Source organism: Fibrella musci, from assembly GCF_041321105.1.
Taxonomy (GTDB): Bacteria; Bacteroidota; Bacteroidia; order Cytophagales; family Spirosomataceae; genus Fibrella; species Fibrella musci.
Genome location: NZ_JBGGWD010000004.1, coordinates 1 through 25,174 on the forward strand (window position 1 = coordinate 1; position 25,174 = coordinate 25,174).

The 25,174-nt window shown below is 54.7% G+C and carries 19 protein-coding genes; 10 read left to right on the top strand and 9 right to left on the bottom strand.

What is annotated here, in order from left to right:
- Nucleotides 1-80 precede the first annotated feature (80 nt).
- Both ACAW74_RS13125 and ACAW74_RS13130 read right to left on the bottom strand, forming a co-directional pair.
- A complete protein-coding gene (locus tag ACAW74_RS13125) occupies nucleotides 81-3,893 on the bottom strand; it encodes a T9SS type A sorting domain-containing protein (protein ID WP_370698668.1) in 3,813 nt (1,270 codons plus the stop codon).
- Between the two features lie 193 nt (nucleotides 3,894-4,086).
- On the bottom strand, nucleotides 4,087-5,238 hold the full coding sequence (locus ACAW74_RS13130) for a sigma-54-dependent transcriptional regulator (protein ID WP_370698669.1): 1,152 nt from the start codon (nucleotides 5,236-5,238) through the stop codon (nucleotides 4,087-4,089).
- A gap of 367 nt (nucleotides 5,239-5,605) precedes the next feature.
- On the opposite strand from ACAW74_RS13130, the gene ACAW74_RS13135 reads away from it, so the two are divergent.
- Together ACAW74_RS13135 and ACAW74_RS13140 are read left to right on the top strand one after the other, a co-directional pair.
- Nucleotides 5,606-6,547, top strand: a complete 942-nt coding sequence (locus ACAW74_RS13135) for a helix-turn-helix transcriptional regulator (RefSeq protein WP_370698670.1) — start codon at nucleotides 5,606-5,608, stop codon at nucleotides 6,545-6,547.
- 101 nt (nucleotides 6,548-6,648) lie between these two features.
- On the top strand, nucleotides 6,649-7,140 hold the full coding sequence (locus tag ACAW74_RS13140) for a GyrI-like domain-containing protein (protein ID WP_370698671.1): 492 nt from the start codon (nucleotides 6,649-6,651) through the stop codon (nucleotides 7,138-7,140).
- 97 nt (nucleotides 7,141-7,237) lie between these two features.
- Here ACAW74_RS13140 and ACAW74_RS13145 read toward each other — a convergent pair whose 3' ends face one another.
- Together ACAW74_RS13145 and ACAW74_RS13150 are read right to left on the bottom strand one after the other, a co-directional pair.
- Complete coding sequence (locus ACAW74_RS13145) at nucleotides 7,238-7,873, bottom strand: DUF4142 domain-containing protein (RefSeq protein WP_370698672.1); 636 nt, start codon at nucleotides 7,871-7,873, stop codon at nucleotides 7,238-7,240.
- A gap of 142 nt (nucleotides 7,874-8,015) precedes the next feature.
- Entirely contained in the window at nucleotides 8,016-9,095 is a 1,080-nt protein-coding gene (locus ACAW74_RS13150) for an acyl transferase (RefSeq protein WP_370698673.1), read from the bottom strand.
- A 134-nt stretch (nucleotides 9,096-9,229) separates the two neighbouring features.
- On the opposite strand from ACAW74_RS13150, the gene ACAW74_RS13155 reads away from it, so the two are divergent.
- The gene (locus tag ACAW74_RS13155) at nucleotides 9,230-9,775 is read left to right on the top strand and encodes a hypothetical protein (RefSeq protein WP_370698674.1); all 546 of its coding nucleotides are present in this window, start codon (nucleotides 9,230-9,232) and stop codon (nucleotides 9,773-9,775) included.
- Nucleotides 9,776-9,789: 14 nt separating this feature from the next.
- Here ACAW74_RS13155 and ACAW74_RS13160 read toward each other — a convergent pair whose 3' ends face one another.
- Nucleotides 9,790-11,067: a sensor histidine kinase gene (locus tag ACAW74_RS13160; RefSeq protein ID WP_370698675.1), complete on the bottom strand. Its 1,278-nt coding sequence runs from the start codon at nucleotides 11,065-11,067 to the stop codon at nucleotides 9,790-9,792.
- A 287-nt stretch (nucleotides 11,068-11,354) separates the two neighbouring features.
- On the opposite strand from ACAW74_RS13160, the gene hemA reads away from it, so the two are divergent.
- Nucleotides 11,355-12,635, top strand: a complete 1,281-nt coding sequence (hemA, locus tag ACAW74_RS13165) for a glutamyl-tRNA reductase (RefSeq protein WP_370698676.1) — start codon at nucleotides 11,355-11,357, stop codon at nucleotides 12,633-12,635.
- Nucleotides 12,636-12,714: 79 nt separating this feature from the next.
- Here the strand turns inward: hemA and ACAW74_RS13170 are convergent, their stop codons facing one another.
- Nucleotides 12,715-13,536 (bottom strand): porin family protein, encoded by an 822-nt coding sequence (locus tag ACAW74_RS13170; protein ID WP_370698677.1) that lies wholly within the window; start codon nucleotides 13,534-13,536, stop codon nucleotides 12,715-12,717.
- 39 nt (nucleotides 13,537-13,575) lie between these two features.
- Between ACAW74_RS13170 and ACAW74_RS13175 the strand changes: the two genes are divergently transcribed.
- The 4 genes from ACAW74_RS13175 (at nucleotide 13,576) to ACAW74_RS13190 (ending at nucleotide 18,932) form a co-directional block, all read left to right on the top strand.
- Entirely contained in the window at nucleotides 13,576-14,598 is a 1,023-nt protein-coding gene (locus tag ACAW74_RS13175; RefSeq protein ID WP_441656237.1) for a gliding motility protein GldB-related protein, read from the top strand.
- A gap of 127 nt (nucleotides 14,599-14,725) precedes the next feature.
- A complete protein-coding gene (locus tag ACAW74_RS13180; RefSeq protein ID WP_370698679.1) occupies nucleotides 14,726-16,552 on the top strand; it encodes an ABC transporter ATP-binding protein in 1,827 nt (608 codons plus the stop codon).
- Between the two features lie 92 nt (nucleotides 16,553-16,644).
- A complete protein-coding gene (locus ACAW74_RS13185) occupies nucleotides 16,645-17,058 on the top strand; it encodes a Fur family transcriptional regulator (RefSeq protein WP_370698680.1) in 414 nt (137 codons plus the stop codon).
- A 77-nt stretch (nucleotides 17,059-17,135) separates the two neighbouring features.
- Complete coding sequence (locus ACAW74_RS13190) at nucleotides 17,136-18,932, top strand: MutS-related protein (protein ID WP_370698681.1); 1,797 nt, start codon at nucleotides 17,136-17,138, stop codon at nucleotides 18,930-18,932.
- A gap of 72 nt (nucleotides 18,933-19,004) precedes the next feature.
- On the opposite strand, the gene ACAW74_RS13195 is transcribed toward ACAW74_RS13190, so the two are convergent.
- The 3 genes from ACAW74_RS13195 to lpdA all read right to left on the bottom strand — a co-directional run bounded on the left by ACAW74_RS13195 (nucleotide 19,005) and on the right by lpdA (nucleotide 22,536).
- A complete protein-coding gene (locus ACAW74_RS13195) occupies nucleotides 19,005-20,150 on the bottom strand; it encodes a hypothetical protein (protein ID WP_370698682.1) in 1,146 nt (381 codons plus the stop codon).
- Between the two features lie 72 nt (nucleotides 20,151-20,222).
- Nucleotides 20,223-20,888, bottom strand: a complete 666-nt coding sequence (locus ACAW74_RS13200) for a hypothetical protein (RefSeq protein ID WP_370698683.1) — start codon at nucleotides 20,886-20,888, stop codon at nucleotides 20,223-20,225.
- Nucleotides 20,889-21,138: 250 nt separating this feature from the next.
- Nucleotides 21,139-22,536, bottom strand: a complete 1,398-nt coding sequence (lpdA, locus tag ACAW74_RS13205; protein ID WP_370698684.1) for a dihydrolipoyl dehydrogenase — start codon at nucleotides 22,534-22,536, stop codon at nucleotides 21,139-21,141.
- Nucleotides 22,537-22,848: 312 nt separating this feature from the next.
- On the opposite strand from lpdA, the gene prfB reads away from it, so the two are divergent.
- Together prfB and ACAW74_RS13215 are read left to right on the top strand one after the other, a co-directional pair.
- On the top strand, nucleotides 22,849-23,922 hold the full coding sequence (gene prfB / locus ACAW74_RS13210) for a peptide chain release factor 2 (RefSeq protein ID WP_370698685.1): 1,074 nt from the start codon (nucleotides 22,849-22,851) through the stop codon (nucleotides 23,920-23,922).
- A gap of 115 nt (nucleotides 23,923-24,037) precedes the next feature.
- A complete protein-coding gene (locus ACAW74_RS13215; protein WP_370698686.1) occupies nucleotides 24,038-25,165 on the top strand; it encodes a Gfo/Idh/MocA family protein in 1,128 nt (375 codons plus the stop codon).
- Nucleotides 25,166-25,174: the final 9 nt, after the last annotated feature.

Sequence of the window (25,174 nt, forward strand, 5' to 3'; positions counted from 1 at the left end):
GTCCAAGGTCCAACGTGGCTGACGCGCATTTGTTCAGGCGTCAGCCACGTTGGACCTTGGACGTTGACCATTGAACTCATTTATTCCACCAGCACGCGGCCGACTACGGCACCTTTGGGTGTGATGATCTGGTAGACGTGGATGCCTTTGCCCAAATCCCGAACGGCGACTTCCGTGTTGCGTTGAAACGACTTGCGGAGTTGTTCGCGCCCGCTCACATCAAACAGCACCAACTCGTGGGGGCCGCTGAGGTTACTCTCGACGCGCACCAGTTCAGCCGCCGGGTTAGGCAATAGGGTCACAACCGGTGGGGCGTTGGGCTCGATCGCCAGCAACGGAATGACCGTGATTCGGGCTTGCCCCGATACGGTGCCGACACCGCATCCGTTCAACACATTATTGACTCTGTATACAGTGGTCTGATCCGGTTTGATTATGACTTCGGTCGTGGCCGTAGCCGAACTGCCGGTGACGCCATTGGAAAGCGTGTACTGGTAGGGCGGCGTTCCGGTAAAGGTTAGGCGGAGGCGGGTTTCGTAGGTTTGTAAAACGCTTGAGTCGCCCGCAGCTACGATGCTGGCGGTGGGTTTTACATCGACCGCAAAGGCCGGGCTGGCGGTGAGTTCCAGCTTTTCATTTACGTTACCTACCACGCGTAGCCGGTAACCACTACCCATTGCCTGACTAGCACCGATCGTGAACGGGAGCGGCGATTGTGCCCCCGCGCCCACGTTGACGGGCGTCGTAAAGTTTCCTGCCGCGTCGGAGAGTTGTACCACATAGCTGGTTGAGGCGTTGAACTTGCCGCCCTGCACAAAGGTGAGCGAGCTGCTCTGCCCCGCGCACAGTTCGGTCGCACTAACAGTTTGCACCGCCAGCGTTGGAATGACCATAACGCGCGGCATCCCGGTCACCGTGCCCGCCCCGCAGACATTGCTGAGGCTCGTCAGTTGGTAAGTAGTGCCTTCGGTTAGGTTGACTGACTGAACAACGGGGGTAGTGGTGGTGGTGCGGGGGCCATCGCCCGTAAGCTGATACGACCAGGGACCCGACCCATCGAAACTGAGTGTCAGGCTGGCAGGGTTGCCGTAGATGACTTCCGCCGGTCCGTTAAGCGTGGCTTTGGGCAATGTCAATACCGAAAACGCATCGGACGTATCGGCCGTGGCGATATTACTGTTGCGCAACACCCGAATCTGATAGCCTGTGCCCCGCGCCAACGTACCTGGAATCGTTACATCGATGGCTGTTGCGGTGGTGCTGGTGAGTAGCGTTGGCGTAGCAAACGACCCGCTGGCATCAGACAGCTGAACGGCGTAGGTATTGACGCCCGTAGCGCCCTTCGTAACCTGATAACTTACAGCCATGGATGAACCAGCACACACTTCCCGTTTAGCCGTGGTTAGCGACGTAACCTGCCCAACCGGGACGGCCAAGGCGGCCTCCCAAACGCCCCGTCCGTGGGAGGCGGCTTTTAGTTTGCTGCCTGCGTAATCGACGCGTAGGTCGTACACGGGTGCATTCGGTAGTCCGGTTCCGTGCCGCACCCACTGACTCATGGTGTTATCCTTGTAATAAACGCCCTGATCCATCGCCACGTAAATGCCTTCGTCGGTACCTTCCTGCACGGTCAGGGCGTTGCCCGAGACTTTGGGTAAATTGCCCGTAATATCCGTCCAGGTACGTCCGTAATCGCTCGATTTCATCATGAAATAGCCAGCGGGCGAAGCCGTTCGGTAGCGCGAGGCATAAATGGTTTTGGCATCCTGCGGGTGGATCGCCATCGCCGTGATGTAGGCATCGAACCCATCGCCCAGTACCTTATCCCAGGTTTGGCCGGCGTCGGTGGTTACGTAGAGGCGGTAACTGGTCGTGGCGCTGTAAGTGCGGACATAAATCGTTTTGACATCCGACGGGGCTACAAACACATCCTGAATCGTCTCTTTACTATCGAAATCTTTCACCCGCTCCCAGGCCGAGCTAAAGGCGTTCTCGTTCTTTCGCCAGAGCGTATTCGACCCAATAAAGAGGGTTTTCGTCGCCTGATGGTAATCAATGGGGGTGTAGAAGCTTGTGTTTTCGTCGGTAACACCTGTGGGAGTGATGTACGATGAACTGGCAGGGCCGGTAAACCGAAGCAGATAGCCATTTTGCGAGGTGACGTAATACACCGACGGGTTAGCATCGTCAATCAGGCAGCTGATGCCGTCACCGCCGCCGACCTGTTTCCAGAGGCCATTTTCGTACATCTTGGTGCCGTTGTCCTGCAAACCAATAACCATCCGGTCGGAGAGGCTGGCGGGTTGCGCCAGAAAATAGATCTGCGATACGGCGATGTTGTCATAAAATCGGAAAGTTGCCCCCCGCTTGCCCGTGGCTGCATTCAGGCCGCCATCGGAGGTAACAAACAACCGGTTTGTTCCGGGCTGATAATCGAGGCTGCTCACGTCGGAGTGTACATCGCCCGCCCGGCTGGTTGCCCAGCTGTGCCGGTATTCCCAGGTACGTCCCCCGTCGAAGGTCGACATGAGTGGCACCATACCCACGTGAATTTCGCTGGTATCGGTTGGCGATACGGCCAGCGAAAGGCAGTAGTACAACTGGGTGTCGTCGCGGGTTTGCTGCTGGGAGGCAAAGCTTTTTCCGCGCGCTACAATGGTCCTCAACTCACCGGTAGCGGTGTTGAGGCGATACAGCCCCCCATGCCGTTCGGTACCCATGGTGGTGAGCATATATAAGAAATCGGGCTGGGCGGCCGACACCGCCAGTTCGACCCGGCCCACCGTGCCTACTTCTACGGCGTCGGGTAGGGGTAGCTGCGTAAATGTTTTGCCGCCGTCGGTGGATCGCAGTACCTGCTCTTTTCCTGTTCCGCTAATGTAAACCGTTTGTGGGTCGCCCGGCTTGAAGGCAATATCGACGTAGTCGGCGAGGCGGTCGGCTACGGGTGTGGTGGCTTTCTGCCACAAAAGACCGCCGTTGGTCGAATACACGATGGCCCGTTGCGTGGTGGCGATCAGGTGCTGATCGTCGGCGGGGTCGATTTCTATCGACAGCGCCCGGCCCACGTAGGCTTTGCTGCCGTTGGTGTTTGTCTCATACTGCACCAGAAAGGGGATATGCTGCCAGCTACTGCCCCCGTCGGTCGATTTTTCGATGCCGTAGCCAGCCAGACCGCCGCCTACTGTTGCCGCGGCAAACAGGTTGCCGGTCGCATACACCGTTTGCGGAGTTTTGGTCGACACCGCTACGTCGGTCACGATCATGTTGGGGTATTGATCGAAAAGTGGAGTCCAGCTTGTGCCGCCGTTGGTGGTTTTCCAGATGCCACCGCTGTTGATGCTGTTGCGTCCCGGCGCTGCCGTGTAGATGGTGTTGGCGTCGGTAGGGTGAAAGGCTACGGCTCCGAGCCGCCCCACGTTGTAGCCGTAGAGGTAATGGGCTGCGTTGTTGTAAGCGGCTGTTGTCTGTGTCTGGAACGGACCCAACTCACGCCAGGCCGGTGTGGCTGCCTGACGGGCGTTTTTCGAGGCTGCCCGGCTCGCCGACGCCTGTTGTGCCTCGAACCGGGTGAATTCCTGCGCGGGGCCAGCTACGTCTTCGGTGCCATCGGGCGCCAGGTGCCGCAGCCGCCAGCGCTCCCAGCGATAAAACTTGGCTTCTTCTTCATTCTCTTCGAAAACCGGGTCGGGGAGGCCTTTGCGGCGGGCTTGCCGCACGGCTTTTTTCTTGGCTCGTTCGTCGAGTTCGCGGGCTTTTTCGAAAGCCTTCTTGACATCGCTGTAGCGGACTTTTTCGTCCTGCATCAGCAACTGATACGGTTTCTGCTGCGCCTCGGCCGACAACATTGAACCGATGAGCAACAGACCAAGTACAAGTAAACGATTGACCATAGTAAACAGGGGGATAGAAAGAGAAACCCCCAAATTACCGGCTTACCCATGCCGACTCTCGTCTCTACTTGAGTTAATGCCGTTTTAATTTACTAAGTGGTAAGGCATAAAAACGGACCGTGGTTCGTTGTCATCGATTGCCCGTTTTGGGCGCACTAATGACAACGAACCACGGTCCGTTTTAACGAATTTTCTAGGCGTACATTTTCACGTCGTCGAGCGTGATGACGTCGCCACACATGATGACCAGCCGTTCGATCACGTTCCGCAGTTCGCGCACGTTACCTGTCCAGGGCATCGATTGTAGGTAGACCATCGCGTCGTCGGCAATTTCTTTCGGTGCCGAATTGTATTCGTTGCCGATGTCGTGCAGAAACTTGTCGGCCAGCAGCGGAATATCTTCGCGGCGTTCGGCCAGGGGCGGCACATGAATCACAATGACGCTGAGGCGGTGGAACAAGTCTTCGCGGAAATTGCCGTCGGCAATCTCTTTGCGCAGGTCTTTGTTCGTTGCCGCAATCACGCGCACGTTGACCTTGATTTCCTTGTCGCCACCCACGCGGGTGATTTTGCTTTCCTGCAAGGCCCGCAGCACTTTGGCTTGCGCCGACAGGCTCATATCGCCAATTTCATCCAGAAACAACGTACCGCCGTCGGCCTGTTCAAACTTGCCAATGCGGCGGGCTGCGGCTCCCGTGAAGGCGCCTTTTTCGTGGCCAAACAGTTCGCTTTCGATCAGTTCGCCCGGAATTGCCGCGCAGTTTACTTCCACCAACGACATGCTGGCCCGGTTGCCTTTTTCGTGAATGCCTTTGGCGACCATCTCTTTACCCGACCCGTTGGGGCCGGTCACGAGCACGCGTGCCTCTGTGGCAGCCACGCGGTTGATGGTTTCCTTAACTTTCCGAATTGGGTCTGACTCGCCCACGATCTCATTGATCTTGTAGATCCGCTTTTTAAGCGTTTTGGTCTCGGCCACGAGCTTCGATTTCTCGATGGCGTTCCGCACGGTTACCAGCAGACGGTTCAGATCGGGTGGCTTCGTGATGAAGTCGAACGCGCCACGCTTGGTTGCCTCGACGGCATTTTCCACGTTGCCGAACGCCGAAATCATGATGAACTGCGTACCGCGTTCGGCCTCGGTGGCTTTCAGAAGCATTTCCAGCCCGTCCATTTTGGGCATCTTAATGTCGCAGAGGGCTACGTCGTACCGGTGTTTAAGCACCATGTCCAGGCCTTCTTCACCATCTCGGGCTTCGTCAACCTCATAGCCTTCATACTCTAAGATGTCGCGGAGAGCGGACCGAATGCTCTTTTCGTCATCAATGATGATGAGTTTGGCCATAAATTGTAAAACTGTATTCGATGTAACGATTATTTAGTTGGCGAGGGCACTTATTTAGTAACCTGTTGCGCGCTTCCCTCTTTTTTCAGGCAATCGAAATACGCGGTTTAGAAGTAAGGAAACAACTGCCTACCTAATCTTTTTGCTGAAACTACGTAGGTACGGAGCTCGCTGCCAATTCGTTCTATGTAAACGGGGTACGTCGAACCGGTGTCATGTTCCTGAATCAGGACAGGAAAGGGCTGACGGCGATTGTGTATACTTGCCCCAACTGGCTTGTCTGCTCAGGAAGCGATTCTGAATAAATAGGGGGGCGTGACTGCCAGACGCCCATAGTTGCTTTGATGTAGTACCAAAACTCGTTTTCATGCCCCGCCTCGATCGCCTAACGGCCATTCTGATTCACCTCCAAACCAAACGGGTAGTGAAGGCACAGGAACTTGCCGACCGGTTCAATGTAAGCCTGCGCACCATTTACCGGGATGTGCGCTCGCTGGAAGAAGCCGGCGTGCCAATCGGGGCTGAGGCGGGTGTGGGCTATTTTCTGGAAGATTACCACTTACCGCCGGTGATGTTCAGCCAAAACGAAGCGAGTGCTCTGCTCTTCGGCGCCAAACTGGTCGATCAGTATACCGACGGCTCGGTGCGCGAAGCGTTCGAATCGGCGCTGTACAAGATCAAGTCAGTCCTGAAACGCGGCGAGAAAGACCATATCGACGATCTTTCGGGGCAGATTGCCGTGCAGCGGGCGGCAATTAGGCTGCCGGGTGATGGTGGGATGCTATCAACTATTCAGGCGGCCATTGTGACCCGGCACCGGCTTCGGATGGTTTACCAGCGGCCCTATGCGAAAGCCGACACCGAGCGCGAGATCGAGCCCATCGGTCTGCTCCACTACGGCGTTGGCTGGCACCTCATTGCCTGGTGCCACCTCCGGCAGGCCTACCGCGATTTCCGAACCGACCGGATTGTGCGCCTTACAGACACCGGCCAACCGTTTCCGGCTCGCGACCGGCTATCGCTCAGTCAGTATCTGGGTACGTTGCAGTTCACGGCTCAGCTCACCGAAGTGCTTGTTTGCTTTGACGAGGCGATGGCGCTTCACGCGCAGGTGCAACGGTACCATCACGGGTACGTTGATGAAGAAATGCTTGATGGTCAGGTACGTATGCGTTTCCTGACCATGTCGACGGAAGGGCTCTGTCGATGGCTCCTCATGTTTGGTAACGGCATCCGCCTCGAATCGCCGCTGGAGTTGCGGGCCAAGCTACAAGCCTACGCGCAGGAGGCAGCGGCGCATTGGAGCTAGCGATGGTTGCCCGTAGGTAGGATGTACCAACTACCCTCCTGACATACTGTTGTCACCCGCCCCGCTGACCTTTGTGGGGTTCGCTTAAATCAAGCTCGACCATGACAACAGATACCCAGCCTATTGCGATGCCCACGCTCGGCGTCATCGACGTACCTGCCTTTGCCGCCCTGTGCTTCACAACGAAAGCAACGTTGCCCCAAGTGCCGCAACTTGGGTACGTACCGCCTCAGTTGTATGATGACGCTACACGTCTTGGACTCACCATCGCCGGACCGATTCAATACATCTACGAAGGCGTTACTGGTGACGATACCAATGAGTTTACGCTCACCATCGCCCTGCCAATTCATGAACCCGAGCCAGGTACGTTGTCGGATGGGTTTATGTTTGCCACTATCCCGGCCTTTCGTAGCACAACCTTCACGTATGCTGGGGCCTGGGATACGTTCATGCCGATGTATGAGGTGCTGTTCGCGGCTTTTTATCAGCAAGGCTATGCTTATTCGGGCAACCTACGTGAAGTGTACACTCTTGTTGATCTGGAACGTCCCTCACAATGCGTAACGGACATTCAAATTGGTGTCCGCTGACTCTAACTGGAACGATTAGGTGTTCGTTTAACCAAGCAGCCCCTTCAACACGACGTTGAAGGGGCTGTTAATGCTACTGGACGTTGGCAAAGCGCGCTTACCGCGAACCGGCGTTGTTGCTCATCATTTTACTTTGCATGTCGCGGGCTACTTTCAGGTGTGTTTTCACCAGCGGATGGGCTGCTTTTTCGATAGCGCTCAGGTTGCTGTCTTTAGCCTGGCTCCGTACCATCGACATAACCTGGTCGATTTTTTCGTGACCTTTCACGGCATGCTGTTGTATGTAATGCTTGTCTAACTCCGCGCCCGACATGTTCTGCATCTTTGCGAGCATATCCTGCAACTCAGCGTCGGGCCCCGACGGAAGCGTGACACCTTTGGCTGCGGCAATTTCTTTCAGCTTATCGGACAGCCCCGTTTGTTCGTCGACTTCAGCCTGGGCGAATTCGCGTACTTCCTGACTTGAGGCTTTCTGAACGGCAATTTTGCTTGTTTCAAGCTGCATCATACCGCCTTTGGCAACCTGCATCATCAGGTCCTGATCGGCCGATGAAAGCTGCGTGTTAGTCGGTGTGATACTCGAGACGGTCGCGGCTCCTTCTTTATTCTTTTGGTCGAAAGCCGTCTTGCTCATTTTACCGACCATATTGTTGTCCATGCGGTTTTGGGCCTGCGCCACTCCCGACGCACATAGAGCCATCATCAGGCTCATACCCACTGCTATTTTTTTCATGACGTTGTGTTGATTACAAGTCAATCAACGCCGATTCATGTGGAGTGTTTGCCGTTAGTTATCAAATAGCCTATATATCTATAGAGTATAGAGAAAAATCATTGATCAGGCCCGTAACCTTCTCATTGGTAAGTGCATATCATCACAGAACCAGCAGGTTACAGCCCCGCACGTCGCTGTTATCGAAGCGGCCCATAATGCGGAACGAGCCATCGATACCTACGTACTGCCCCAGGTCCTGCGTCTCGATAAACGCGCATGAATCCAGATTCGCCAGATCGATCACATTGACGCCGCCCGTCTGCCGGGTACGTTCCGGCGAAAGGCTGGCTGGGTCGGGGAGCGCATACAGATGAAACGGATCGTTGAGGTCGCGCAAACGGATGCGGAGCGTGGCGCTCGGCTGGAAAACCCCGGCCCCTGATGAATACGCCTGCGAAAGCAGTTCGGTCATGCCATATTCGGAATGAATAGCCGGAACGCCCATGGCCTCGGTCAGGATGGCGTGCACTTCATCGCGCAGGAGTTCGCGGCGCCGGCCTTTCATGCCCCCCGTTTCCATGACCACCAATCCCGGTAGGTCGGCCAAAAAACGAAGGTCGGGCGTGGCTTCGACCCAATCGAGCAAGCCAAACGTAACACCAATCAGCAACACACGGCGGCTGGGTACGTTGCTACGGGTGGCAGCATCGGCAAGGTCCCGCAGGTGATTGGTCAGCGCGGCGGTATCGTGCAGATAAAAACCCGACAAATCGGAGCCCGATCGCTCCATAAACCGCTGAACCATATACACCAGCGACGAGTTATTTCGTTCAAGGTACGACGGCAGCAATGCCAGAATATGGTAATTGGCGAGCGGGCCGTAACGGGCCTCAAATAACCGGATCGACACGTCGTCGTAGAGGGCCAAATCGGGTACCCAATGGCGGCTGGTGGTTGCGCCGGTGGTGCCGCTGCTGGCAAAAGCGGTTGTCTGGTGGTTGGTTTCGCCGATCAGCACACGTTGTGTTTTAAAAAAGCTGATTGGCAGAAACGGAACGTCGGCCAACGTCTGTACATTGGCCGGGTTGCGGCGCAGGTGATGCAGGTAAGCATTGTAGACCGGATTGTTGCGGGCCTGATACTGAAACAGATCGAGCGCTACGGCCTCGAAATCAGTGTCGGTAACCTGCCGGATGCGGTCGCGCAATTGGGTACGTTCGCCAGATAAAGAAGAAGACACGAGACAAAAGTTTTTTAGTTTTCAGCGTTGAGTGGTCGTTCTGGGGCAACGCAATGAGCGCCGGAAGGGTCAATACACAACCGAGAACTGGAGACGATTAACCTGAAAACTATAAGCAGTAGGTTTAGAACACGATGCGTAAACAACTAATTCAGCAACTTGCCCTGGTGTGCACCCTTGGGGTGGCCGTAGCTGCCTGTTATGTGGAGCCCGATTACAGCGATACACCAGAGATCAGTGTCGTTGGGCCGCCTATCAAGTATGAGCTGGAAGCCGGCACGGGCGTTGGCGCGTCCAAACGCGATTCCGTCATCCTGTCGATTCGGTTTCAGGATGGCACGGGCGATATGGGCGAGAACACGCTCGATACGGCCCGTATCCGGTCGCTTTTCGGCAAAGAAACCTGGGGTAATTATGAATTGCGCACGTTCTATCTGCTCGACGGCAAATACGTGGAGCAGCCTGCTTCAGTAAACCAGAAATTGTACTTCCCCCGCATGACCCGCGACGGGCAACGCGGAGCCATCGAAGGCAACTTGGATTTTAGCCAGACATTCCCTTACGTTCGACCGTTTCGGATGGTGCCTGCCAAATTCCAGATCCGGATTCGGGATCGGGGCCTACGCGTCAGCAACGTCGTCGAAACGGATACCATCAACGTACCGATCAGTGCGCGATAGAATAAGCTTGACGGTTACGCCGCTTTCTTCGGCCCTCGCAGCGTGAGCAGTGAGGGCCTTTTTTTGCGCGGAACGGCCACTTCGGGCAACGTACCCGGCTCGCGCTTGAGGACGATTCGGAACGTGGTACCCTTGCCCAACTCCGAGCTTTTTACAAACAGTCGCCCATTGTGGTATTCTTCCACGATGCGTTTGGCGAGGGTAAGACCCAGGCCCCAGCCCCGTTTTTTGGTGCTGAAGCCCGCCGTAAACACCTTGGCCATGTTGGCTTTGGTCATGCCTTTGCCCGTATCGGTAATGTCGATCGCGACTTCATCATGGGGGAGAGGCAACATCCGCAGGCGTAGCTCGCCTACGCCAGCCATCGCGTCGACGGCGTTTTTGCAGATATTTTCGATCACCCATTCAAACAGCAGCCGGTTGATACGCACGGTCAGCGTGGCGGGCAGGTTGCTTTCCACGCTCATCTTTACCTTGGTCGAGATGCGGCGGGCGAGGTAATCGGTAAACTGCGTAACCACCTCGTCGAGGTTTTCCTCTTTAAGCGTTGGAATCGACCCGATGCTCGAGAAGCGTGCCGTGATAGTTTCGAGGCGTTTGATGTCTTTCTCAATCTCGTCGGTCACTTCGGGCTCATAATGGTCGGGATCGGTGCGCATGTAATCGACCCAGGCCAACAGCGAGGAGAGCGGCGTACCCAGCTGATGCGCCGTTTCTTTTGCCAGCCCAACCCAGACCCGGTTCTGTTCGGCCCGCCGCGACGAGCTGAACGACAGGTACGCCAGGATGCTCAACGCACCCAGAATGGCCAGCAGCGCATAGGGGAAGTAGTTCAGCTGGCGAAGGAGCCGCGAGTTGCTGTAATAGATCAGCCCGAAATTGCCCTTATCCATATCGACCCGGATCGGGTAATGATCGAGCCGCATCTGTTTCACCTGCTCCGTCAGAAAGTCGTGTTTTTGTGAGTCGGTCAGGTTGGCCGGGAAGTCGATGTTTCGGTGCTGGGCGGGTTCGTTGTGCTCGTCAACGTAGATCGTCGGGATGGCGTTGGCTTCGTTGGTCTGGATAATATCCGTGACCACGAAGTTGACGTCTTCCAGCTTGTCGGCCTGCTGGATCACGTACCCCAGCGCTTTGGCGTATAACTGCACGTACTGCATCTCGCGCTGTTCCAGCTTGTTGATGATCCGGTTCGTGAAAAGCAACGACGCCGTGCCAACCAGCAGCAGGTTTACAGCCACAATAATTTTCAGTACGTTATTCTGATTATATATATCGAACGATTTGAGCATGAAGGCGGACAATAGACACCGGCCGTCGCTTCATTGACCAGAATTGACGTTTCGATGGCTATTAATTACAATTTACTCGTTCTGTCGCTATCTAAGCAACGAAACTCAGAACTGATCCGTATAGCCGGGTGTTTTCAGGATAATCAAACAAGTTGGATTTAGCCAAGAATTCAGGTATTAGTTTGTACTGATTCTAAATAGGCTTGATCCATTAATTCTGGTTTACTCTACTAGTTCTGTACTGTAATTTTGTACCCGCGTTTGGTTGTTGGCTAAGCGTTTAGGCTATGTTTGACATTTTCAAAGCTATTAGTTTATCTCACAAGACGGCCCCACTGGCTGTGCGTGAGCTAATTGCACTCAACGAAGATGAAGCCAAGCGGCTAATGCACCGCCTGCGCGACTTCTTCGGGCTGTCGGAGTTGCTGGTTGTCTCAACCTGCAACCGGACCGAAGTATACTATACCAGTGCCCAAGATCAGAACGAGGCAATTGCCCGTTTGTTATTGATCGAAAAAGGACTCACCGATACTGATACGTACCTGCCTTATTTCCAGCAATTGCCGGAGCACGCCGAGGCCGTTCGGCATTTGTTTGAAGTGTGCGTGGGGCTGCACTCGCAGGTTATTGGCGACATGCAGATCCCCAATCAGGTGAAGCAGTCGTACCAATGGTCGGCCGATCTCGATCTGGCCGGGCCGTTCATTCACCGGCTGATGCACACCATTTTCTTTACCAACAAACGGGTAGCGCAGGAAACGTCGTTTCGCGATGGAGCTGCCTCGGTATCGTATGCGGCCGTTGAACTGATCGACGAACTGGTTGGCGAGCGTTCTGCTCCGGCTGTACTGGTCGTTGGCCTCGGCGAGATTGGTGCCGATGTGTGCCGGAATCTGGTGAACCGGGGTATCAAAAACGTGGTACTCTGCAACCGGACCCGCTCGAAGGCTGAAGAACTGGCACAGGAACTGAACCTGGGCTTTGCCGCTTTCGACCGGCTCGCTACCGAAGTGCAGAAAGCCGATGTGATTATTTCGGCTGTGCAGCGCGACGAACCGCTGTTCACGCCGACGCTACTGCGCGACATCACCGTGCTGACCTACAAATACTTCATCGACCTCTCGGTGCCGCGCAGCATCGACGCCGCTGTGGAGCAGATTCCGGGTGTGTTGGTGTACAACATTGACCATATCCGCAACAGGACCGACGAAGCACTGAGCCGCCGCCTCGCCTCGATTCCGCAGGTCGAAGTGATCATTGGCCAATCGGTGGCTGAGTTTGGCGACTGGTCGAAGGAGATGATGGTATCGCCAACGATCAACAAGCTGAAAAATGCGCTGGAGCAGATCCGTAAGGAAGAGATTGCCCGGCACATGAAGCACCTCTCAACCGACGAGTCGGAGAAAGTCGATAAGATCACCCGCGGTATCATGCAAAAAGTGCTGAAACTACCCGTACTGCAACTGAAAGCCGCTTGCAAACGGGGCGAAGCCGAAACGCTTATCGACGTTTTGAACGACCTGTTCAACCTCGAGAACCAATCAGTCGACGTACCTGCAACGCACTAAGGTTGATACATAGAAACCGCAACAAAAAGCCCCGAACGTACCGTTCGGGGCTTTTTGTTTGACGAATAGGGGGAGTGACTCAGAACTTAAAGCCCAGTTCTACGGCAACTGTGTTGTTGCGGGCATCGAGGTTGGCGTCGCGCATGACGCTGGTAAGGCCACGCTGGTAACTGAGTCCCAGATTCAGCGCGTTGACCGTATTGATTTTGTACTGAACCCCGGCGCTAAGCAACACGCCCAGGTCTAGCAGGGTGTATTGCCGCTCGTAGCTGCCGCTCGCCATCGCATATTTATAAAGCGCGTTGGCTGTTTTGTCGAGTGCTTTCTCGGCGAGTTTAATGTCCATCAGCCCGCCACATTGAACGTACCCACGCAGATTAGGGCCGATGTTGTTGGCGTACATTTTCACCGTCAGCGGAATTTGCAGGTATTGCAGATTATACACCGACTCGCCTGTGGGGCGGCCCGGCACAAAACGTTCCTGCCCAAACGAGCCCGGTACCGTAAACGCCGACCGTTTGACCGTATACCAGAGCCCCGTGCCGAAGGCGTAGCGATCTTTGAAGAAGAAATAATCGAGCGAAGGGCCAATACTCATGCGTGCTCCCACGCCATTGGCATCGAACTGCGAATACGCCCCCGACCCCTCAACGGTGTTGAACGAAATACTGGGCGCAAACCGGAACGTCATCTCAATCAGGCGGGCGGGGTTCTGGTAATCAGGGTTACCGTTGCGGGCCTGCCGTTCGCGCAGGTACTCGGCGTTGGCCCGGTCAACGTCTGACTGAGTCGAGAATTTGGGTTTGACTATTTTCCGCCGAACCTGCGCTTCTGCCGGTAACAAGGTGCTCAGACTTAGCACACAACTCAGCATCAGGCCAGCTACTGCAACTTTTTGCATAATTTTGTACGTTTTCAAGATAGCTAAAGCGCCATCCGCATGGGAGTTAGGGTCAGCTCAGTCAGACGTACCTATGGGTTGATAGGCTGTCTGAGCCTTATTTGTGTTTTGTTCTTCAATTCCTGTACCAAACGTGAACCGGTTACGATTGACCGGCTCGATCAAGCCCTGTTCTCGGCAAAATCGTCCGCAGCCATGCAGGCGTTTCTGACCAAAAATCGAACAGTCGCCGAATTGTACTTTAACGTGGGTGAGTCGCCCCAAGGCCCCGCTGGCGATACTGCCCTCGTCGCCGAACTGATCACCCGCGTTAATAACCCCGAGCTGAACCTGCTGTACCAGCAGACGCAGGCCGAATTTGGCGACGATGCCGCCCTGTTGCGCGATCGCCTTACCGAAGCGTTCACCAACATCAGCCGCGACTTCCCCGACTTCAAACCGCCCCGCGTGGCCACGATGATTACGGGTTTCATGGGCCCCGATCTGCTCGTGACCGACAGCCTCATCGTGATTGGGCTTGACTACTTCGCCGGACCGAAAGCCAAATACCGGCCCGTTGGTGAAGAGTTTCCACAATACGTGTTGCGCCGTTACCAGCAGGCTTACATTGTGCCAACGATCGTGCGGTTGATTGCCGATCGGTACAACGCCTCAGACCGCGCCGATCAGACATTGCTGGCCGACATGGTCTATAACGGTAAAAGTCTGGTTTTTACGCGGACCATGCTACCCGAAACCCCCGATAGTTTACTCATTGGTTACTCAGACCGCCAACTAACCGAAACGTTTAATATGCAGGACGTGGTTTGGGCACATTTTATCGACAATCAACTGTTGTACAATACGAACGGTGAGATCAAAAAGCGGTACATGGGCGAGCGCCCCTTTACGGCCGAGATCGGTAGCCGCTGCCCCGGCCGCATTGGCGACTGGCTCGGCTGGCGCATCGTGAGTCGATATTTCGACGAAAAGAAGTTATCCATTCAGGAATTAATGCAGAATGCCAACGCCCGACAAATTTTCGAACAGTCGGGCTACAAAGGGCAAAAAGACGAAGATTGAATGTATGATCTACAATGGACAATGATAATGGTGCGTTGCTAATGACCCTAGGGGTCCGATGAGCGGAGCCATTATACCGCAGCGGCGGACCGCATTGTACATTGTGCATTGTACATTCCAAAAAGGAATGGCAAAACGAGGACGAGGTTTCGGTGAGGAAACGCCGGAAGAAGACAAGAAGAAGATTACGGGCGACAGCCTGAAACGTACCCTCCGGATGTTCCGGTTTGTGCGGCCCTACCGCACGCAGTTTGTGCTGATGTGCGTTTTTCTGGCGCTGTCGACAGCATCGACGCTGGTGTTTCCGGCGCTGATTGGGCAAGTAACCAAAGTAATCGAGGGCAAATCGCCGTTCACGCTCAATCAAGTGATTGGGCTGTTTGGCGGCGTGCTGGTGTTACAGGCTATCTTTTCCTTTTTCCGGATTTTCTTTTCGGCGCAGGTCAGCGAGCGGGCTATGGCCGACGTGCGGCGTGCCGTTTACGCCAAGATCATCACACTACCCATTCCGTTTATGGAAAAGCGGCGCGTGGGTGAACTGACCAGCCGCCTCTCGGCCGACGTGTCGCAGCTACAGGACGTACTCTCGATTACACTGGCCGAGTTTTTCCGGCAGATTGCCACACTATTGGGCGGTACGGCCTTTATTCTCTACGTGTCGTGGAAACTGACGCTCTTCATGCTGGGTACGTTCCCGGTGATTGTAGTCGCGGCCATCGTGTTTGGTCGGTTTATCCGTAAGCTGTCGAAAGAGTCGCAGGATCAACTGGCGGCGGCGAGTGTGATTGTGGAAGAAACGTTGCAGTCGATCAACGTGGTGAAGGCATTTACCAACGAACGGTTCGAGATTAGCCGGTACAGTGGTGCGCTGGTGAAGATGGTCAATACGGCGCTCCGGACGGCCAAATTCCGGGGGTTGTTTGTCTCATTTGTGATCACGACCATGTTTGGTGCCATCATGGCCATTGTCTGGTACGGCGGGAATCTGGTGCAGAGCAACGAGATCGCCTTTGCCGACCTGCTGTCGTTTATTTTCTACACCGCTTTTATCGGTGGCTCGGTGGCCGGTATGGGCGATATGTACGCCCAAATTCAACGCACAATCGGTGCCTCGGAGCGTATTCTGGATATTCTGGACGAAGAGTCGGAGGTCGATGTCGATCAGGCACAGCCTGTATTGGCTGCGCCCATCACCGGCGATGTGGCCTTTACCGACGTCACGTTCTCTTACCCGGCCCGGCCCGATATGCCGGTGCTGAAAGGCATTTCATTACGCGTCGATTCCGGGAAGAAGATCGCGCTGGTAGGGCAGAGTGGGGCTGGTAAATCGACCATTGTGCAGTTGCTTATGCGGTATTATCCGCTGGCCGGTGGTCAGATCACAATCGATGGTCGGCCCATTAACACGCTCGACGTCACGACGCTCCGACAGCACATTGCCGTGGTGCCGCAGGAAGTAATGCTGTTTGGGGGTACCATCGAAGAAAACATCCGTTATGGCAAACCCAACGCCACGGAGGCCGATGTGCGTGACGCTGCCCGGCGGGCCAACGCGTTGGGCTTTATCGATTCGTTCCCCGACGGTATGCAAACCATCGTCGGCGAGCGGGGCGTGAAGCTCTCGGGTGGTCAGCGGCAGCGCATAGCCATTGCTCGCGCCATCCTGAAAGATCCGGCCATTCTGATTCTGGATGAAGCCACGTCGTCGCTCGATGCCGAATCGGAGCGGCTGGTGCAGGAAGCCCTCGATGAACTGATGCACAACCGTACCACACTAATCATCGCACACCGGCTCGCGACAATCCGTAGCGTAGACCAGATTTACGTCCTGCGCGACGGCCTGATTGCCGAGCAGGGTACCCACGAGCAACTGACCAACGTACCTGACGGTCTGTATGCGAATCTGGTTAAATTGCAGTTTGAAAACGTAAACAACGTCATTAATGGTCATTGAGCTTCGCCGTCATTAGTAGTCATTTATGGTTTTTTGCTACAAATGACAATGACTGACTATTTATGACGGCGAAGATCAATGACATTTCTTCTATGACCGCCGCACAGACGCTGAAGGAACACGACCTCCGCCACACAACCAATCGGGTGGAAATGCTCGATCTGTTCATGCAGAGCGACCATGCGCTGGCGCATGGCGACATTGAGTCGCGCCTTGGCCCCGACCACGACCGCGTAACGATTTACCGGACGCTACGAACCTTTGTCGACAAAGGCATCGTGCACCGGGTGCTCGACGACGCCGGCGACCCCAAATACGCGCTCTGTCGGCATAGTTGCGGTAAAGATGATCACCACCACGACCACGTTCATTTCAAATGTCATCAGTGTGGACAGACCACCTGCCTCGACGACGTGCGCATTCCAACCATTGCCTTGCCCAACGGGTATCAACGTCAGGAAACAAACCTGCTGATTCAGGGAGTTTGCCCCGATTGTGAGAAATAGCGTACCCAATGCTCCAGCGTTGGAAATAGCCACATTACGTAGCCGTCTATACCAGCGCTGGAGCGTTGGCCCACCGTATGCTCCCTTTTACTCAACGTCAACATCAGTTTGAAACGGTCGCTGCCGAGGCCCAGAAGCAGCACAATAGGCTAGCCATTGGTCGGCTTATTTGGTTTTTTGGTATGCTGGGTACGTGTTGGTTGTTGTGGACCAACGGCCAATCCAGTTGGGGATTCATTGTCGCTGTGGTCGGGCTGGTTGTGTTTGCCCGCCTGATGGTCTGGCACCGGGCCGTGCGTCGTCGTCGGGATCTCCACCTGAATCTAGCCACCATCAACGCCGACGAAGCAGGGCGACTCAACCGGCAGTATACGCGCCCCGAAACTGGCCTCAACTACGCGCCGGCTAACCATGCCTACGCGCAGGATCTAGACTTGTTTGGCCAACACTCCCTGTATCGCCTGCTCAACCGCACCCACACGCACGAAGGTGCCGCCCGGCTGGCCCATTACCTGCTACAACCGGCTCGCCCTGAGCACATCTTTCTGCGTCAGCAAGCCGTAGCGGCGCTAAAACCACACATCGACTGGCGGCAGGAACTGGAGGCTACGGCCAAACTGAACGAGCGTATCGGGCTGTCGCCGGAAGGGTTGCGTGCATGGGCTACCGGGCAGACACCGCTGCCAGGCTGGGCCAATGCTGCTCGGTTTGTGTTGCCGCTACTTACACTGAGTGTGTTTGGACTCTGGCTGTTGGGCAACGTACCTGGCTGGGTTGTTTTGGCGGCTTTGGGGTTGCACGGGGCGGTGCTTAGCCCATTGCAGGACACGACTAAACAGGTGAGCACCCAGACCGCCGACATCGCCAGTGCCCTGACCGATTTTGCTGACTTGTTCCGCTTTGTGGAGAACATGCCCGGCGACGCTTTGCTGATTCGCGATCTGAAGCAGCGGCTTCAGGTCGAACAGGGGCATGCGTCAACAGCCATTGCTCAATTGGCTCGCCTGGTCGAAAATTTCAATTTCCGCCAGAATGCCTATTTCTACCTGTTTGTTGGCCTGCCCACGCTCTGGGATGTTCATTATCTGGTCGCTTTGAACCGCTGGCGAGCCAAACATGGGCCTCAACTGGCTACCTGGCTGGCTACCCTGGCTGAGGCAGAAAGCCTCAACAGCTTGGCCGGCTTTGCCTACGCCCACCCCGACTACGCTCACCCTGATCTGGTAGACGAGACTTACCCGGTGCTGGAAGCCTCCGAGATGGCCCACCCGCTCATCGCGCCCCAACGAGCGGTAACCAATTCGCTGGCGGTGAGCGGCTCCGGGCAAACAGTGCTCATCACAGGTTCGAATATGTCGGGGAAAAGCACGTTTCTGCGGACGGTAGCCCTGAATGTAGTGTTGGCGCAGGCGGGGAGCGTAGTGGCCGCAAGGCGGCTTACGTGTGCGCCCGTACAGGTGTATACCAGCATGCGTACGCAGGATTCGCTGGAAGAAAACACCTCGTCGTTCTACGCCGAATTGAAGCGTCTACGTACCCTGCTTGAACTAACCGATCCGAAAAACGCCAACGTGTCGCCGCTACCGGTGCTGTATTTTCTGGATGAAATTCTGAAAGGAACCAACTCAACAGATCGGCACAAAGGTGCAGAAGCGCTGATCCGGCAGCTTCATCGCACAAGTGCCCTTGGTTTTGTATCCACGCACGACCTCGAATTAGGGCAGATGGGCGATGCCGTTGATTACGTACAGAACTATCACTTCCGGTCGGACATTCACGATGGGCAGGTTACATTCGACTATACACTGCGCCCCGGTATCTGTCAGAGCTTCAACGCCAGTCAACTGATGGCAGCCATTGGTATTGAGTTGTAAATAAAAAGGCCGTCTGATCTGGGAGTTGCGATGACTTCCCGATCAGACGGCTGCTCCCTATTTCTGGGTACGTTACTTCTTGAATTCCCCCTTGTACGTGTCGAAGACTAGCGCATTGATCCAGTAAGCGTCTCGGGTGAAGTAGAACATCTTGGTGTTCAGGTTGCCAATCTCGCGGAATAGTTGCTGAGCCAGTAACGTACCTGCCAGACAGCCTTCGCGGTTATACACCTTTTTGGTGGCTTTGGCGTGGTCGCGCTCCATCAACTCCCGCAGTTTGGGATCTTCTACCTTGGTGAAAGTACGACTCTGCCAATCGAGCCAACCCGTCGGCGAGTTGAGCATGTCGAGAAACTGGTTGAAATCGTTCATCGTAAACTCGACAATCTCTTCCTGCACTTTCTCCGGAAAACGCCAGGTAATAAATTGGTAAGCCGCGCCGCCTGTCAGATAAACAATAGAACGGGTTACCGTCTTGATCTCCGGGTTATCGTTCAGCGACATCCGGATCAACGGGGCAATGGAGTCTTCTACCATCGTCCGTAGTTCGCTTTGATACTTGACCGGGTCATTCTGGCGCAACAAAACCCGCTCAGAAACCCGACGGGCACCATGCTCGATGGTGTAGGCTTTAAACGTGTAGCGGGTTGATCCCGAAGCACTGATGTAGGGCTGCAAAATGCCACCTTTCAGGTTTCCGCCTCCCACGTCAATCAGGATCGCCTTATCGAAGTCTTCACGAGCCAATCCCGCCCGTACGCTGTATGTAGCTTCAACCTTAGTTGGCATGTTGGTGGTTGTGGGAATACCCAAAACCTTTTGGGTCAGCGCGTCGACATCGGCAACGTTGCTGGCGAGGTTGACCCCCGACGACGTATAGATGATAAAATCGCGCGGGGCCATCCCATAGGTTTCGCTGGCGTCTTTCAGCATTTCCTGTACTGTCGCTACAGCATCCTGAATATCTGCCGCCCGAAGCTTTCCGTTGTTTAGCTCCATGCCTTTTACCAGCCCCACCGTTTCCTGCCGGTCGTAGACGAGCTTGTATTTTAGCTTACCTTCTCGGTGGTAAAAGCCAATGATGGACAGCTTAACGCCTTGAGAACCAATATCAAAACCGCCCCGATAGCCATCGTAGACGATCGGCGCCTGCACTTCCTGGGCCCATACTGCACTGGTGCTTAAGCAAAGCAGGATGAACCAAATGAAACGACGCAAAGGTGAGGTATACATTGGGTAGAGCAACAAATCGTTAGGTGGTTGTATAAGTATTAGCGAAGGGTCAGTCTACTAAAAGTCGACGTCAACATCTTCGTCATTTTTGGCCTTGCGCTTAAGTATAGGGGCTGCGCTCACCGTAACGGGAGGTGGGGCAGGTTGAGCAACGGGTTTCAGTTCGCCGGGAACGCCAGCTTTAGGTTTGGCAGTAGGCACGGAGGGCGCTGGTTTGTTCGCCGGAGCCGCGGCAATGGCAGCCGGCTTTGTAGCGGGGGTAACCTCGGGCTTCATCGTAGGGGCAACGGGCGGTGCAGCAACGACAACGGGCTTCTCGACGGGCGCAGGAATAACAACAGGCGCAGCGACAACACTAGCTGATTTTCCAGCCAGCTCTAGGTCATCCGGGTTTGTGTTGACTGAACGCTTGGCCGTTCGCTCCCGCGGGGCGGCTTTATACCTGACTACTGTAGCTGCCTCTTCCGCCTCCGTCTCGACACTATTTTTGGCTACTTCGGGCAATTCTTGGGCCGTTTTCACCTCAGGCGTGGTAGCTTGAGTCGCTTCGGCCGCCTTTTCTGCCGATTTTGTAATGGAACCTGATGCTGGTGTATGAAGCGTTGAGACAGAGGTAGTATAAAACCAATACAGACCGCCTGCCAGAAAAAGGAGCAGGCCACCAATTAATAAACCACGTTTAGCCTGAAAAGAAGAGGGCTGATCGTCGTTAGTTGCTGACATGATGTAAACAGATTGAAAGTACGCAGGTTACGGCCAAATTTATGGATAAGTATACGCTAAATTACTTGATAGATGGGTGATTTTCCGCCGTTATACTCATGCTTTTTTGTTAAAGGCTTGTTTTTGTATCAGCTAGTCATTTAATAGTCAGTTATTTAAATAATATATTAACAAAAAAGCCCAATTGGGTATAATAACCTAATTGGGCTTTCATATGATCTACTACTAAAGCAACTGGTAACTTATACGCCTACAAGTGAATGGCCTCACCATAAGCTGCTTCGGTAGCATCCTTTATCGCTTCCGACATGGTTGGGTGCGGGTGAACGGCTTTCAAAATTTCATGACCGGTCGTCTCCAGTCGGCGGGCCGCAACGACTTCGGCGATCATCTCGGTTACGTTGTTGCCGATAAAATGAGCACCCAAGAATTCGCCATACTTCGCGTCGAAAATCACTTTTACAAAGCCTTCAGAGGCACCCGATGCTTTGGCTTTGCCCGATGCCGAGAACGGGAACTTACCCACTTTCAACTCATAGCCAGCTTCGCGGGCTGCTTTCTCGGTGAAACCAACCGAGGCAATTTCGGGGGTACAATACGTACAGCCCGGAATATTGTTGTAATTCAGCGGTTCAACGTGCGGCAATCCGGCGATTTTCTCCACGCAGATGATGGCTTCGGCCGAGGCTACGTGCGCCAGTGCCTGCCCCTTCGTTACGTCGCCAATGGCGTAATAACCGTCTACGTTGGTTTTGTAAAAATCGTCGGTAACAATCTTGCCCCGGTCGGTTTTGATGCCGGTTTCTTCGAGGCCGATGTTCTCGATATTAGCCACCACACCCGCAGCCGACAGAACCACGTCGGCGTCGAACGACTTCTCGCCGTCGGGAGTTTTCACCGACACTTTACAGCCTTTTCCGCTCGTGTCGACCTTCGTTACTTCCGAGTTCGTATAAATATCGACGCCCAGCTTCTTGTACTGGCGTAGCAACTCTTTCGATACGTCTTCGTCTTCAACCGGCACGATGTTAGGCAAAAACTCGATGATGGTCACCTTAGTGCCCATGCTGGCGTATACGTAGGCAAATTCAACGCCGATGGCCCCCGAACCGATGATTAGCATCGTATCGGGCCGTTTCTCGAGTGACATCGCTTTCCGGTATTCAATCACCTTCGTGCCGTCGATGGGTACAGCGGGTAGTTGCCGAGCCCGGCCACCCGTGGCGATGATAATATGCTTGGCGGCATATTCGGTCGTTTTGCCGTCTTTATCGGTCACGTCGACTTTCTTGCCGGGTTTCACTTTGCCAGTGCCGCTGATGACGTCGATTTTATTCTTTTTCATCAGGAACTGAACCCCCTTGCTCATGCTATCGGCCACGCCACGGCTGCGTTTGATCACCGCGCTGAAATCGGCCGACGAGTCGCCTACGGTGATGCCGTAGTCTTTCGAGTGCTTGATGTATTCAAAAACCTGTGCGCTTTTGAGCAGGGCTTTTGTGGGAATACAGCCCCAGTTGAGGCAGATACCGCCCAGACTTTCACGTTCAATAACGGCTGTTTTCAAGCCTAACTGCGAAGCCCGGATAGCCGCTACATAGCCGCCCGGTCCGCTTCCTACCACGATTAGATCGTATTGCGAAGCCATCTATTTAGAATAAAATGAGTCATTTATGGCCATTTGTCGTCATTCGGTAGAGTCAATTGCGAGCCACGGTGAATGACTACAAATGACGACGAATGACAAGCAATGCCCTGTTTTATCAACACAAAGGTATGTTTAAAAGTTGAGCCGGGGCCAAACCCAACGCCCGCCCGCTTTTGTTCTATTTTTGTAGTAGCAATTGGAACGCGGATTGGGCGGATGGAATGGATCTTCGCGGATTGTTAGCTGGCAACTGGCATCAACATTCGTGGGGCTCCGCTCCATCCGCCTAATCCGCGTTCCCATCCGATATACATGACGACTGAACAATTACAAGACCTGCGGAGCCGTGTTGAGGCGTTGCGTGGGTATCTGGATTACGATAATAAGAAGCAACAATTGGGCGAACTGGAACAGCAGACGTTTCAGCCCGAATTCTGGACCGATGCCGACCGCGCCGAAGGGGTAATGAAACAGGTACGTGGTCTGAAAGGCTGGATCAGCGGGTATGACAAGCTCCTGTCTGAATTTGGCGATCTGGAAACGCTGTACGAGTTCTACGACGCTGGCGAAGTGAGCGAAGACGAAGTCGACGCGGAGGGCCGCAAACTTCAGGTGACGCTCGACGAGTTGGAACTGAAGAAAATGCTCAGCAACGAAGAGGATCAACTCTCGGCGGTGCTCGAAATTAATTCCGGAGCGGGTGGTACCGAAAGCCAGGACTGGGCCGATATGCTCTACCGAATGTACATGCGCTGGGCCGAAAAACATGGTTATGGCGTCAAACAAGTCGATTACCAGGATGGCGATACGGCGGGTATCAAATCGGCCACGATCGAAATCGATGGCCCGTTGGCCTATGGTTACCTGAAATCGGAAAATGGGGTGCACCGGCTTGTGCGTATTTCGCCGTTCGATTCCAACGCCCGGCGGCACACGTCGTTTGCATCGGTCTATGCGTATCCGCTGGTTGATGATACGATCGAAATCGACGTAAACCCGGCCGACATCGATTGGGATACATTCCGGTCGGGTGGAGCCGGTGGGCAGAACGTGAACAAGGTGGAAACGGCCGTGCGGCTGCGACACAAACCGTCGGGGATCATCATCGAATGTCAGCAGGAGCGAAGCCAGTTGCAGAATAAGGAGGTAGCCATTCGGCTGCTGAAATCGAAACTCTACCAGATCGAGGTCGAGAAGCGCAACGCGGCCCGTGCCGAAATCGAAGCCAGCAAGAAGAAGATCGAGTGGGGGTCGCAGATCCGGAGCTACGTACTCGACGACCGCCGCGTAAAAGATCACCGCACCGGCTTCCAGACGTCTAACACAGAAGCTGTGCTGGATGGCGACCTCGACGGATTCATCAAGGCGTATTTGCTTGAACAGTAAACAGCAGCGAACGTACCTGAATGAGTTGGGTACGTTCCTGTTTTCATGCTCAGACAACGGGTAAAGCGATTGCCGACGGCGCTTTTGGCCGTGAACCTTTCCAGTTTTCAGCCATATGACTAACTCGCTCAGTCAATCGCGGCGGCGCTTTCTGACTACGGTCGGCGCTTCGGCACTTACGCTTCCCACGCTCACCGATGTGCTGGGCCGTCCCCTTCAGACAGAATCGGGACAACCAGGCCGAAAGCTGGGCATTGCGCTCGTTGGGCTGGGCTATTACAGCAAAAATCTGCTGGCACCGGCCCTGCAACAGACGCAGCATTGTCGGCTGGCCGGTATCGTGACGGGCACACCGGTAAAGGCCGAGGAGTGGAAGCAGAAATACAACATTCCGCAGGCAAACGTCTACGACTACAAAACCTTCGACCGCATCATCGACAACAAAGACATTGATGTGGTCTACGTGGTGCTGCCCAACAACATGCACCGTGAGTTTGTGGTGCGGGCGGCGCAGGCGGGAAAGCACGTGATCTGCGAAAAACCCATGGCCATCACTGTCGCCGATTGTCAGGCTATGATCGATGCCTGTAAAAAGGCCAATCGGCAACTAGCCATTGGGTATCGGCTTCATTACGAGCCCTTCACGCAGGAGGTGATGCGGCTGGGTCAGCAAAAGGTGTTCGGACCGGTCAAATTCATCGAAAGCAGCGACGGGTTTCGCTCGGGCGACCCGAATCAGTGGCGCTTGAAGAAAGCCATGGCCGGTGGCGGCCCCCTGATGGACGTGGGTATCTACGCCGTGCAGGGCGCTAGGTACGTTACCGGCGAAGAACCCATCTCGGTAACGGCGCAGTTTTCGCCCAAAACCGACCCGCAGAAATTTAAAGAGGTCGAAGAGACGATGTTCTGGCAGTTTCGTTTTCCGAGCGGGGCCGTCAGCAACTCGACCACAAGCTATGCCGCGAGCGTCGAGCGGCTGTACGCCTCCTGTCAGGATGGTTGGTTTGAACTGAGCCCCGCGTTTGGCTACGGCCCACTGAAAGGCCGCACCAGCAAAGGGCCTATCGACAAGCCCGTTGTCAACCACCAGGCAGCGCACATGGATGGCGTTTGTAAAGACTTGATCGACGGTAAAAAACTACCCGACCACATCACCGGCGAAGAGGGCCTGCGTGACGTGCGCTTGCTACAGGCGATCTACCGCGCCGCCGAAACCGGCCGGACTATCGATTTGAAAGCGTGAGGATTTATT

Excerpts from the sequence above, each read along its gene's own strand:
- ACAW74_RS13125 (WP_370698668.1), bottom strand. The coding sequence starts at position 3,893 with ATGGTCAATCGTTTACTTGTACTTGGTCTGTTGCTCATCGGTTCAATG.
- ACAW74_RS13130 (WP_370698669.1), bottom strand. The coding sequence starts at position 5,238 with ATGGCCAAACTCATCATCATTGATGACGAAAAGAGCATTCGGTCCGCT.
- ACAW74_RS13135 (WP_370698670.1), top strand. The coding sequence starts at position 5,606 with ATGCCCCGCCTCGATCGCCTAACGGCCATTCTGATTCACCTCCAAACC.
- ACAW74_RS13140 (WP_370698671.1), top strand. The coding sequence starts at position 6,649 with ATGACAACAGATACCCAGCCTATTGCGATGCCCACGCTCGGCGTCATC.
- ACAW74_RS13145 (WP_370698672.1), bottom strand. The coding sequence starts at position 7,873 with ATGAAAAAAATAGCAGTGGGTATGAGCCTGATGATGGCTCTATGTGCG.
- ACAW74_RS13155 (WP_370698674.1), top strand. The coding sequence starts at position 9,230 with ATGCGTAAACAACTAATTCAGCAACTTGCCCTGGTGTGCACCCTTGGG.
- ACAW74_RS13160 (WP_370698675.1), bottom strand. The coding sequence starts at position 11,067 with ATGCTCAAATCGTTCGATATATATAATCAGAATAACGTACTGAAAATT.
- hemA (WP_370698676.1), top strand. The coding sequence starts at position 11,355 with ATGTTTGACATTTTCAAAGCTATTAGTTTATCTCACAAGACGGCCCCA.
- ACAW74_RS13170 (WP_370698677.1), bottom strand. The coding sequence starts at position 13,536 with ATGCAAAAAGTTGCAGTAGCTGGCCTGATGCTGAGTTGTGTGCTAAGT.
- ACAW74_RS13175 (WP_441656237.1), top strand. The coding sequence starts at position 13,576 with ATGGGAGTTAGGGTCAGCTCAGTCAGACGTACCTATGGGTTGATAGGC.
- ACAW74_RS13180 (WP_370698679.1), top strand. The coding sequence starts at position 14,726 with ATGGCAAAACGAGGACGAGGTTTCGGTGAGGAAACGCCGGAAGAAGAC.
- ACAW74_RS13185 (WP_370698680.1), top strand. The coding sequence starts at position 16,645 with ATGACCGCCGCACAGACGCTGAAGGAACACGACCTCCGCCACACAACC.
- ACAW74_RS13190 (WP_370698681.1), top strand. The coding sequence starts at position 17,136 with ATGCTCCCTTTTACTCAACGTCAACATCAGTTTGAAACGGTCGCTGCC.
- ACAW74_RS13200 (WP_370698683.1), bottom strand. The coding sequence starts at position 20,888 with ATGTCAGCAACTAACGACGATCAGCCCTCTTCTTTTCAGGCTAAACGT.
- lpdA (WP_370698684.1), bottom strand. The coding sequence starts at position 22,536 with ATGGCTTCGCAATACGATCTAATCGTGGTAGGAAGCGGACCGGGCGGC.
- prfB (WP_370698685.1), top strand. The coding sequence starts at position 22,849 with ATGACGACTGAACAATTACAAGACCTGCGGAGCCGTGTTGAGGCGTTG.
- ACAW74_RS13215 (WP_370698686.1), top strand. The coding sequence starts at position 24,038 with ATGACTAACTCGCTCAGTCAATCGCGGCGGCGCTTTCTGACTACGGTC.